We start from the raw sequence: 12,616 nt of genomic DNA, 5'->3' as shown, positions 1-12,616 counted from the left end.
AAAGGGATGAAACTTTACACGAAAACAGGCGATACAGGGAAAACAAGCTTAATAGGTGGGCGTGTTGACAAAGACAGTCTACGGGTTGAAACATACGGGGCAATTGATGAATTAAATTCTTTTATCGGCAAGGCAGTGAGCGAATTAGATCGCGAATTATTCAAAGACATTTTAGTTGATTTAGAAACAATTCAACATGAGCTTTTTGATGCTGGTGGAGATTTGGCCAATGTTATGAAGGAGCGTCATTACAAGCTAGCGGAAGCACCGATTGAAGTATTGGAGGCTCGTATTGATGCATTGTCTGATGAAGCTCCACCATTAGAGCGATTCATATTACCAGGAGGGGCTCCTGCAGCTGCAACATTACACATTGCACGAACTGTTGCCCGTCGAGCAGAGCGTCAAATGGTAACGCTAATGAAAGAAGTTCCAGATGTGCCTACTATTGTGCAAAAGTATTTAAACCGTTTATCAGATTATTTATTCGCCGCTGCACGTGTTGTTAATGCTCGTTTAAATTTACCTGATATTGAATATATTCGCAGTGGGAAAGTGTTTAAAAAATAAGTTGATTTTCTAAACAATAGTGGCTCGAGCCTGCCTGTGGCAAGCATTTGCCTGGAGTGTAACGATGTAAATAATCATTTTATTAAATAAATATTTTAAGTGAAATTTATTACAGAGAACACTAGTAATTATAAGAAAAAGAGCTAGTTACGAGAAATTAAAATACAAAAAAGCTACTTTGAAGGAAAATTCAGGGTAGCTTTTTTCCTTATAAAATGTAAGAATATAAAATTATCAGAAATATTTTTGTTTTAATGTTGACTGAATGCTCACTCATTTATTAGAATGTGAATATAGTGGTGGAATATCATACATTTACGTATGAGCTAGAAAATTTAACACAAAGAGAGAGAATTTACGACAAACTAAAAGGGGGGACCAACCATGAGTCCATTAGTTATTGCAAACATTGTTCTAACAGTCGTGGTTGTGCTTTATGCAGTAGGGTTATTTATCTATCTGTTAAAAACACGCTATAAATTCGTACAACTGGGGAAAAAGGTTGAGTTTGATGAAAGTGTCCAAGAACGTATTCGTTATTTAATGGTGAATGTGTTTGGTCAAAATAAGCTATTAAAGGATCCTAAAAGTGGTTTAATTCACGTTATGTTCTTTTACGGCTTCTTAATGGTTCAGTTAGGAGCCATCGATTTAATTTGGAAGGGGTTAGCTCCTGGTTCGCATTTACCACTTGGCATGTTCTATAGTGTATTCACTTTCTTCCAAGAGCTAGTAGTATTAATGATTTTAGTAGCGGTAGTATGGGCATTTTATCGCCGCTATGTAGAAAAACTAGTACGTCTAAAACGAGGCTGGAAAAATGGTCTTGTCTTAATTTTTATTGGAGGCTTAATGCTTTCAACATTATTAGCAAACGGTATGGGCCTTATCTGGCATGGAGAAGGTTTGACGTATACTGAGCCTATTGCTTCAAGCATTGCAGCTATTTTTGGCTTTTTACCAGCAACGGCAGCAGCGACTATTTTCTATATTGCATGGTGGGCTCATTTATTAATTTTACTAACGTTTTTAATTTATGTGCCACAATCGAAGCATTTCCACTTGATTGTCAGTCCACTCAATGTGTACATGAATCGTTTAGATCGCACAGGTACATTGACACCGATTGACTTCGAGGCGCTTGAAGAAGCAGGTGAAAATGCTGAAAATGAAGATGATATCCCATCTATTGGTGTAGGACGTATTCAAGATTTTACACAAAAGCAAATGCTTGATTTATATTCTTGTGTAGAATGTGGTCGTTGTACAAATATGTGCCCTGCAACAGGAACAGGGAAAATGCTATCACCAATGGATTTAATCGTTAAGCTTCGTGACCATTTAACGTTCACAGGTGCGGTTGTAACAAAGCAAAAACCGTGGGTGCCATATCAATTTTTTGCAAATACAAAGGGTAATCAGCTTGCAATGGCAGCTGGTGCTGAAGGTGCAGTTATTGAAGATATTTATAGCCCTTCATTAATTGGTGATGTTATTACAGAGGAAGAGATTTGGGCATGTACAACTTGCCGTAACTGTGAAGATCAATGTCCAGTTATGAATGAGCATGTCGATAAAATCATTGATCTACGTCGTTACTTAACGATGACGGAAGGGAAAGTAAACTCTGATGCTCAACGTGCAATGACAAACATAGAACGTCAAGGAAATCCCTGGGGTCTAAATCGAAAAGAAAAAGAAAACTGGCGTGACTTAGATCCAACGATCAATATTCCAACAGTGAAAGAATTGAAAAAATCAGGCGAAGAAATGGAGTACTTATTCTGGGTAGGCTCTATGGGTGCATTTGATAATCGATCACAAAAAATTGCACTAGCGTTCTGTCGTCTATTAAACGAGGCGGGCGTGAAGTTTGCTATTTTAGGAAATAAAGAGAAAAACTCTGGAGACACACCACGTCGTTTAGGAAATGAGTTTTTATTCCAAGAGCTAGCGACAGCAAATATCGATGAATTTGAGAAAAATGATGTGAAGAAAATTGTAACGATTGATCCGCATGCATATAATATCTTTAAAAATGAATATCAAGATTTTGGTTGGAAAGGCGAAGTTTATCATCATACTGAACTACTAAATGAATTGATAGAGGAAAATCGTTTAGTACTGAATCATGAAGTCGATGAAACAATTGTATTCCACGACTCTTGTTATTTAGGCCGTTACAATGATGTGTACGATGCACCACGTGAAATTTTACGAGGCATTCCAGGCGTCAAGCTTGTGGAAATGGAACGTAATCGAGAAACGGCAATGTGCTGTGGCGCAGGTGGTGGCTTAATGTGGATGGAAGAGCATGTCGGTAATCGCATCAACGTTGCGCGAACAGAGCAAGCTTTAGCAACAAACGCTTCCGTAATATCTTCGGGATGCCCATACTGTTTAACGATGTTAGAGGATGGTACGAAGGCAAAAGAGGTTGAAGATACGATTAGTACGTTCGATGTGGCAGAATTATTAGAGCGCTCTGTGTTTGGAGAAAAAGTAAAAGCTGTTATAGAGAGTGACGAAGAAGTAACAGAAGAGATGCTAGAAGAAGTAGTAGCTTCAGTGGAGTCTCCGGAGCAAAACAAGAATGAAGAGCTAAACGCAGAAAAATAATAATTATTGTAGAAATATTTTCTTTATCTGAAAAATATAAATTGCACAATAATTAATTGTTTTGTAGAATAAGATTAATTAGAAATGGGAGTTGCTTAATAACTCCCATTTTTTTATCGGGAAGAGTCGAGCGAGCGTTCAGTCAATGAAGATTGCTTTGATGCTTCATCGAGAAACGTAAAACAAAAGGGGTGTTTTACTTGAATAGAGCTGTAATTTTAGCAGGAGCAAGAACGGCATTTGGTAAATTTGCTGGATCACTTTCCGCACTTAACGCAAGTGATTTAGGTGCGATTGCCATTAAAGGTGCACTTGAAAAAGCAAATATAGCACCAGATGCAGTGGATGAAGTGATTTTAGGTACTGTTTTACAAGGTGGGCAAGGACAAATACCGTCAAGACAGGCGGCCCTAAAAGCAGATTTACCTGTAGCAGTCAAAACAGAAACGATTAATAAAGTTTGTGCGTCGGGGATGCGCGCTGTAACTTTAGCCGATCAGTTAATTCGTTTAGGGGACGAAGAAGTCATTATTGCTGGCGGTATGGAGTCCATGTCAAACGCGCCTTACTATCTTCTAAATGGTCGAACTGGCCTACGTATGGGCGATTCAACAATGGTAGATGGAATGCTTTATGATGGGTTAACTTGTGCCTTTAATGAGGCAAGACCACCAATGGGGAGCTATGGCAATAAGGCTGCAATTGAATTTTCATTAAGTCGTCAAGAACAAGATGCTTGGGCTGTTCGCAGTCATGAACGTGCTCTTACCGCAATTGAACAAGGCTATTTTGCAGAGGAAATTGTACCTGTGCAAATTGCACAGCGTAAAGGTGAGCCGCTCGTAGTAGATACTGATGAAGCACCAAGACCAGGTACTACACAGGATGTGCTTGCTAAACTTAAACCAGCTTTTGAAAAGGATGGTTCAATTACAGCTGGCAATGCTCCAGGCGTCAATGATGGGGCATGTGCACTCGTTGTAATGAGTGAAGAACGTGCGATGCGTGAAGGAAGAGAACCACTTGCCGTTATTATTGGGCATGCAGAGATTGCAATTGATCCAGAAAATTTCCCGCAAACACCAGGTCTTATTATTAATAGCCTACTAAAAAAGACGGGTAAAGCATTAGCTGACATCGATGTCATTGAAATCAATGAAGCCTTTGCAGCAGTGGCTCTTATTAGTAACCAACTTGCTGACCTAGATGCAGAAAAAGTAAATGTTAATGGTGGTGCAGTGGCACTTGGCCATCCTATAGGCGCTTCTGGTGCACGCATTATATTAACACTAGCACATGAGTTAAAGCGTCGTGGTGGAGGAATCGGTATTGCGGCAATCTGCTCTGGTGGAGGGCAAGGCGATGCAATCATGATTGAAGTACCAAAACAAAGGGGACATGAATGATGGGAATCCAAAAGGTAATGGTGATTGGTGCTGGGCAAATGGGCTCAGGAATTGCACAAGTTTGTGCGCAGGCAGGCTATGATGTTTTATTGAATGATATAAAACAACCGTTTTTTGAGCGTGGCTTAGGCGTTATTACGAAAAACTTAACGCGTGATGTCGAAAAAGGCCGTAAAACCGAAGATGAAAAAACGGCTATTTTGGGTCGCATCAAGATGTCACTAGATTTAAAGGATGCTAGTGATGTAGATATTATTATCGAAGCAGCTGTTGAAAACATGGAAGTAAAGCAATCCATATTCAAGCAATTAGATGCAATTGCACCGGCACACGCCATTCTAGCAACAAATACATCATCGCTTCCAATTACAGAAATTGCAGCTGTCACAAACAGACCAGAGCAAGTGATTGGCATGCACTTTATGAATCCAGTACCTGTCATGAAGCTTGTCGAAATTATTAGAGGTTTAGCTACAACTGACGAAGTTTACAAAGCTGTGGAAGGAATGACTGTACAGCTATCAAAAACACCAGTGGAAGTAAATGACTTCCCAGGCTTTATTGCAAACCGTATATTACTGCCAATGATAAATGAAGCAATTTATGCGTTGTATGAAGGTGTTGCAACGAAGGAAGCAATCGATGATGTTATGAAGCTTGGCATGAATCATCCAATGGGACCTTTAACATTAGCAGACTTTATCGGTTTAGATACATGTTTATCAATTATGGAAATTTTACATGAAGGCTTAGGTGATAGTAAGTACAGACCTTGTCCTTTATTACGAAAATATGTGGCTGCAGGCTGGCTTGGTAAAAAATCAGGAAGAGGCTTTTACGTTTACGAATAGTCCTATGGGGATGGGAAGATTCAAATTAATTACTTACGTCGCGGCGTAATTTTGTCCAGATTATTTCGAGTCTATTCGAAAAGCGTTATAAAATCTATGACAAACGCCGTGGACTATTATTTGATTCGGCTAGAGGGTGAAAGCTAAATCAAATTAAAATGTAATGCTACGTGACAGCATAGAGGGGTGACATTATAGATGCATTTACAATTTACAGATGAGCAGTTAATGATGCGTGATATGGTGCGAAGTTTCTCACAAGAGAAGATTGCACCGTGGGTAGAACGTATGGAGGCAGGAGAGTTTCCACGTGAGCTCCTGCAACAGATGGGTGAGCTAGGTTTAATGGGGATCACAACGCCAGAAGAACTAGGTGGCTCTGCGATGGATTTTACATCATACATCATCGCTATCAATGAACTATCAAAAGTTAGTGCGGTAATGGGAGTTATTTTATCAGTACATACTTCAGTAGGTACGAATCCTATTATTTATTTTGGTAATGATGAGCAGAAAAAGCGTTATGTTCCGAAATTAGCAGCGGGTGAATATTTAGGGGCATTTTGTTTAACTGAGCCAGGCGCAGGTTCAGATGCAGGCTCACTACAATCAAAAGCGATGCGTGATGGTGATGAATATGTTATTAACGGCTCAAAAGTATTTATTACAAATGGAGGCGAAGCGGATGTTTATATCGTTTTTGCCTCAACCAATCAAGCTGAAAAAACACGTGGCATCTCAGCATTTATTGTTGAAAAGGACACACCGGGCTTAATTATTGGTAAGGATGAACATAAAATGGGCCTACATGGTTCACGTACAGTCCAATTAACATTTGATAACTGTCGAATTCCAGCTGGAAACCTTCTTGGGGAGGAAGGGGAAGGCTTCAAAATAGCAATGGCTAATTTGGATGTGGGACGGATAGGAATTGCAGCACAAGCTTTAGGAATTGCTGAAGCGGCACTTGAAGCAGCAACTAGCTATGCCAAAGAGCGTGTGCAATTTGGTAAACCTATTTCAGCACAACAAGGAGTCGGCTTTAAGCTTGCCGATATGGCGACTGCCGTGGAAGCGTCAAAACTGCTTGTGTATCGAGCAGCTGATTTACGTGCGAAAGGTTTACCATGTGGAGCAGAAGCTTCGATGGCAAAGCTATTCGCTTCGCGCACAGCCGTACAAACAGCGATTGAAGCTGTACAAATTTTTGGAGGCTACGGCTACACTGAGGATTATCCGGTAGAACGTTATTTCCGTGATGCCAAAGTGACTGAAATTTATGAAGGTACAAGTGAAATACAAAAACTCGTTATTAGCAAACATTTAATTTAATAGAGAGCACCATTGTAAAAGAGTTTGTTTAATGCACACGTGTTTATAAGGAATCCAATGAAGTCTTAGATGAAATTCATTAAAATTAAAGGGGAAATGGACAATGAACTTTCAATTAACAGAAGAACATGAACAATTACGTGAAATGATTCGCGACTTTGCTTTAAACGAGGTAGCACCATCAGCAGCGGAGCGCGATGAAAATGAGGAATTTGATCGTGCAATTTTTGACAAAATGGCTGAGTTAGGCTTAACAGGGATTCCATGGCCAGAAGAATACGGTGGTGCAGGTTTTGACTATCTTGCCTATGTAATTGCTGTTGAGGAATTATCACGTGTATGTGCTTCTACAGGCGTAACATTATCAGCTCATACGTCCCTTGCTGGTTGGCCACTATATAAATTTGGCAATGAAGAACAAAAACAAAAATATCTTCGACCAATGGCAGAGGGCAAACATATCGGTGCTTATGGCTTAACAGAGCCAGGATCTGGATCTGATGCGGGTGGTATGAAAACATATGCAAAACGTGATGGCGATGATTATATTATAAATGGTTCAAAGATTTTTATTACAAATGGTGGAGTAGCAGATACATATATCGTATTTGCTGTAACAGATCCAGAAGCGAAAAACGGTACTTCTGCTTTTATCGTTGAAGCTGGCTTCGAAGGCTTTTCTGTTGGTAAAAAGGAGAAAAAACTAGGAATTCGTTCATCACCAACAACAGAAATTATTTTCGATAACTGCCGTGTGCCAAAAGAAAACCTACTTGGGGCTGAAGGAGAAGGTTTTAAAATTGCGATGACAACACTTGATGGTGGTCGTAACGGCATTGCTGCACAGGCTGTGGGGATTGCTCAAGGTGCATTAGATGCTGCGGTTGACTATGCAAAAGAGCGTGTACAATTCGGTAAGCCAATTACGGCAAACCAAGGTGTTTCCTTTAAATTAGCTGATATGGCAACACAAATTGAAGCATCTCGTCTTCTTACATACCAAGCTGCTTGGTTAGAGACGAATGGCCTTCCATATGGTAAGGCATCGGCAATGGCTAAGTTAATGGCTGGTGATACAGCAATGAGCGTCACAACTGAAGCGGTTCAAGTCTTTGGTGGTTATGGTTATACGAAAGATTATCCAGTAGAGCGCTATATGCGCGATGCAAAAATTACACAGATTTACGAAGGTACACAAGAGATTCAACGTCTTGTTATCTCACGTATGTTGACGAAATAATTTATGACAGAAAAAAACAAAAGGCCCCAAGTCCAGTCAACCGTGAAAGACGAAAATCTCATTGCCATTCGCCGAGAACAAATGATTCAAGGTGCCATTAAATTATTTAAAGAAAAAGGTTTCCATCGTGCTACAACAAGAGAAATTGCAAAAGCAGCAGGTTTTAGTATTGGTACATTATATGAGTATATTCGTACGAAAGAAGATGTACTTTACCTCGTCTGTGATAGCATCTATCACCATGCGATGGAGCGACTATCAAGCTATGAAATAAAAGCAGGTACGATAGAAGAGTTAAAAGAAATGATTCGTGAGTATTTCTTACAAATTGATAGTATGGTTGATGAATTAACAATTATGTATCAGGAAACGAAATCATTATCCAAAGAAGCACAGCGTTATGTTTTCGGTAAAGAGTTTGAGATGGTTGCCACTTTTGAAAGGCTGTTACAACGCTGTGTGCAGTCAGGGGAACTAACGATGACTGATAAGCAAATTCATTTGGCAGCGAATAATTTAGTTGTTCAAGGACAAAGCTGGGCGTTCCGCAAATGGGCGCTTCATCGTCAACATTCACTTGACGAGTATATCGAAATGCAAACAACATTGTTCATTTCAGGCATTAAGGGGTTTTAATAAGTTCCAAAGGGGTTCGTCGGTAATTGCATAACGCGACATTGCAATTACCGATTTTTTTCATGATTTTGTATGGTAGTAAGCTCATAATAACGACAAGGCCATACAAACGGGTCAATTTCATAAGTAGTTTTCTAAACACATACGAACATACAAGTGAAGCAGAAGTAGCTCGGTGCTTGCCTGCGGAAAGTGTCTGCATTGAGCAAAATGATGCATTGAAAATAATCTGAATAGAAATTAACTTAAACATCAATGAAAAGGTTTACTAAGGGGAGAAAGTGGGGGTTTCATATGACAAAGGTAGAAGTGTATCGTCCAAAAAATCACGTACGTTTTGTAACAGCATCAAGTCTTTTTGATGGACATGATGCTTCGGTCAATATTATGCGACGTATTTTACAATCGAGCGGTGTGGAAGTTATCCATCTGGGACACAATCGCTCTGTAGAAGAAGTCGTTAATGCTGCGATTCAAGAAGATGCTCAAGGGATTGCTTTATCTTCTTATCAAGGTGGCCATATGGAATACTTTAAATATATGTTTGATTTACTGCGTGAAAAAGGGGCACCGCATATTAAAATATATGGCGGCGGCGGTGGTGTTATCTTGCCACGTGAAATTAAAGAATTACATGCTTATGGCATTGCGGGCATTTTCTCTCCAGAAGATGGTCGAGTTCTAGGGCTGCAAGGAATGATTAATGAGCAAATTAAAGGAACTGATTTTCCAACTGCAACAGGCGACTATCTAGAAAAGCTGGATGCTTTAACGACAGAGACACCAGAATTATTGGCGAACTTAATAACTGCTGCTGAATCGAATGATGATGAAGAAACGGAAAAGATGTTAGTGGAAGCACGTAAACGCTCAAAAGGAACACCAATTTTAGGGATTACAGGTACAGGTGGTGCAGGTAAATCTTCTTTAACAGATGAGCTTATCCGTCGTTTCTTGAAAGAATTCCCTGATAAACGTGTAGCGATTTTATCAGTCGATCCAACAAAGCAAAAAACAGGTGGAGCATTACTAGGGGATCGCATTCGTATGAATGCCATTTTCAATAATCGCGTTTATATGCGAAGTTTGGCGACACGTGGTTCTCGTACAGAGCTTTCTGCTTCTATCGGTGATGTGTTAGATGTCGTGCGTGTGGCTGGCTATGATTTAATCATTGTTGAAACAAGCGGAATTGGTCAAGGAGATGCAGAAATTACAAATTACACGGATCTATCCATGTACGTTATGACGAGTGAATTTGGTGCACCGACTCAGCTAGAGAAAATCGATATGATTGATTTTGCAGATGTTATTGCTATCAATAAGTTCGAACGAAAAGGCTCAGAAGATGCGTTACGTCAGGTGCAAAAGCAATTCCAACGTTCACGAGAACTTTGGGATGAACCAATTGATAAAATGCCTGTTTACGGTACGATTGCTAGTCAATTTAATGATAAAGGAACGAATGCTTTATTTGCTGCATTAGTTCATATTATTAACGAAAAAACAGGTAGTGACTGGGAAACAGGCTATGAGCAATTTGCTAAAACGCAAAAACAGGATGTTATTATTCCGAATGATCGCCGCTATTATCTCCGCGAAATAACAGATACAGTGCGTGGATATCATAAAAAAACAGAACAACAAGTTGCATTTGCCCGTCGTCTATTCCAACTAGAGGGCGCCATTGTAGCAGTGAAAGAAAAGGCACCAGATGATGCACTTGTCGCATCGCTTACATCTTTAGCGGAAGGTGTCCGTGATGAATTAACAGCAGAGTCTAAGCGTATTTTAGATAATTGGCAAGCTTTGAAAGAAGCGTATGCTGGAGATGAGTTTGTAACGAAGGTGCGCGATAAGGAAATTCGCACAATTTTAAAAACAACGAGTCTTTCAGGGACAAAAATACCGAAAGTTGTACTACCAAAGTTTGTTGACTATGGAGAAATTTTACGCTGGGTGTATCGTGAAAATGTACCAGGGGAATTCCCATATACTGCAGGTGTGTTCCAGTTCAAGCGTGAGGGTGAAGATCCGAAGCGACAATTTGCTGGCGAGGGTACACCAGAGCGAACAAATAAACGCTTCCATTATTTATCGAAAGACGATGATGCAAAGCGTTTATCAACAGCATTTGATTCGGTTACGTTATACGGTGAGGACCCTGATTACCGTCCAGATATTTATGGGAAAGTTGGAGAATCAGGTGTCTCGATTTGTACGCTTGAAGATATGAAGAAGCTCTATGCAGGTTTTGACCTTTGTGCACCTTCTACATCTGTATCTATGACAATCAATGGACCTGCGCCAATTATTTTGGCGATGTTTATGAACACAGCGATTGATCAGCAAGTAAAGCTGCGTGAAGCAGAACTTGGTAGACCTTTGACAGTTGAAGAATTTACAGAGACACGTGCGAAAACATTACAAGTTGTGCGAGGCACGGTGCAGGCTGATATTTTAAAAGAAGACCAAGGGCAAAATACATGTATTTTCTCGACGGAATTTGCTTTAAGAATGATGGGCGACATTCAGCAGTATTTCATCGACAAAAAAGTGCGTAATTACTACTCTGTTTCCATTTCGGGCTATCATATTGCAGAGGCTGGAGCCAATCCAATTTCACAGCTAGCGTTTACACTCGCAAACGGCTTTACGTATGTTGAATACTATTTAAGTCGTGGTATGAATATCGACGATTTCGCACCAAATCTATCATTCTTCTTCTCTAATGGATTAGATCCAGAATATACGGTGATAGGCCGTGTTGCTCGTCGTATTTGGGCAGTTGTTATGCGCAATAAATACGGGGCAAATGAACGTGCACAAAAGCTTAAGTATCATGTCCAAACTTCTGGACGTAGTTTGCATGCACAAGAAATTGACTTTAATGATATTCGTACAACGTTACAAGCACTTATGGCATTGCAGGACAATTGTAATTCATTGCATACAAATGCCTATGATGAAGCAATTACTACTCCAACAGAAGAATCTGTACGTCGAGCTATGGCAATTCAAATGATTATTACGAAAGAGCATGGTTTAGCGAAAAATGAAAACCCATTACAGGGGGCATTTATCGTTGAAGAATTAACAGATTTAGTAGAGGAAGCGGTGCTAGAGGAGTTTGATCGTATTAATGATCGCGGTGGTGTACTAGGTGCTATGGAAACACAATATCAACGCGGAAAAATTCAAGAAGAATCGATGCATTATGAAATGTTAAAGCATTCGGGTGAATTACCGATAATTGGGGTAAACACATACTTAAATCCGAATCCGCCAGCAGATGATGCAATCGACAACATGGAGATTGCACGTGCATCGTCAGAAGAAAAAGAAACACAAATTCGCAATTTGCAATTGTTCTGGCAACAACATGAAGGACAAACAGAAGCAGCAATTGCCCGCTTACAAGAGGTAGCTGTAAACAATGGTAATATTTTCGAAGAACTAATGGAAACCGTAAAAGTAGCAAGCCTAGGACAAATTACAAAGGCTTTATATGAAGTTGGTGGACAGTTCCGTCGCAACATGTAAAACAAATAGATGCTAATTTTCTAATTTGTGGAACTTAAATGCTAGTTTATCCGACATGCTGCTGTATTTGAAAGTGTCTAGTCATACGATTAGGCACTTCTTTTCATTTTCGTTATAATAGAAATGTAAAAAAGAGGGGGCGCAGTAGAGGATGAAATCAATAATTCACTACATTATTGTTTTGGCTTTAGTATTGGGAGTTATTTTCCTGTATAATAAGCAAATTGGCGCTATTCCTTTATTGTTATTATCGATTTATTTGTTTTTTCTAGGGATAAAAAAAATGTGTAATATAAAAAACAGTAATTGAAGCTAGCAAAGAGACTAAAACATTGTATATAATGGGTATTATGCTTATGGTATGGAAAGTTACTTTTGTGCGGTCTTTTTTAGCTGCGCTCCGAAAATAAAGCACTATT

The 12,616-nt window shown here is 39.6% G+C and carries 8 protein-coding genes; all 8 read left to right on the top strand.

All coding sequences use genetic code 11. The features are described 5' to 3' along the window. The first annotated feature begins 6 nt into the window (after positions 1–6). On the top strand, positions 7–570 hold the full coding sequence (locus ACIP9C_RS11815) for a cob(I)yrinic acid a,c-diamide adenosyltransferase (protein WP_401010807.1): 564 nt from the start codon (positions 7–9) through the stop codon (positions 568–570). A 384-nt stretch (positions 571–954) separates the two neighbouring features. Continuing rightward, entirely contained in the window at positions 955–3,189 is a 2,235-nt protein-coding gene (locus ACIP9C_RS11810; protein WP_401010805.1) for a (Fe-S)-binding protein, read from the top strand. 200 nt (positions 3,190–3,389) lie between these two features. After that, positions 3,390–4,595 carry an acetyl-CoA C-acetyltransferase gene (locus ACIP9C_RS11805; protein WP_401010803.1) on the top strand — a complete coding sequence of 402 codons (1,206 nt, stop codon included), beginning with the start codon at positions 3,390–3,392 and terminating at the stop codon, positions 4,593–4,595. Beyond that, positions 4,595–5,446 carry a 3-hydroxybutyryl-CoA dehydrogenase gene (locus ACIP9C_RS11800; protein ID WP_401010801.1) on the top strand — a complete coding sequence of 284 codons (852 nt, stop codon included), beginning with the start codon at positions 4,595–4,597 and terminating at the stop codon, positions 5,444–5,446. The genes ACIP9C_RS11805 and ACIP9C_RS11800 overlap by 1 nt, the downstream gene beginning before the upstream one ends. A 198-nt stretch (positions 5,447–5,644) precedes the next feature. Then, on the top strand, positions 5,645–6,778 hold the full coding sequence (locus tag ACIP9C_RS11795; protein WP_401010800.1) for an acyl-CoA dehydrogenase: 1,134 nt from the start codon (positions 5,645–5,647) through the stop codon (positions 6,776–6,778). A gap of 103 nt (positions 6,779–6,881) precedes the next feature. Continuing rightward, the gene (locus ACIP9C_RS11790; RefSeq protein WP_401010798.1) at positions 6,882–8,018 is read left to right on the top strand and encodes an acyl-CoA dehydrogenase; all 1,137 of its coding nucleotides are present in this window, start codon (positions 6,882–6,884) and stop codon (positions 8,016–8,018) included. A gap of 3 nt (positions 8,019–8,021) precedes the next feature. Beyond that, a complete protein-coding gene (locus tag ACIP9C_RS11785) occupies positions 8,022–8,654 on the top strand; it encodes a TetR/AcrR family transcriptional regulator (RefSeq protein ID WP_173478637.1) in 633 nt (210 codons plus the stop codon). Between the two features lie 294 nt (positions 8,655–8,948). Further along, on the top strand, positions 8,949–12,197 hold the full coding sequence (gene icmF, locus ACIP9C_RS11780) for a fused isobutyryl-CoA mutase/GTPase IcmF (protein WP_401010796.1): 3,249 nt from the start codon (positions 8,949–8,951) through the stop codon (positions 12,195–12,197). Positions 12,198–12,616: the final 419 nt, after the last annotated feature.

Source organism: Lysinibacillus sp. NPDC093210 (assembly GCF_044753985.1).
Taxonomy (GTDB): Bacteria; Bacillota; Bacilli; order Bacillales_A; family Planococcaceae; genus Lysinibacillus.
This window is presented reverse-complemented; position numbering and strand designations above follow the sequence as displayed.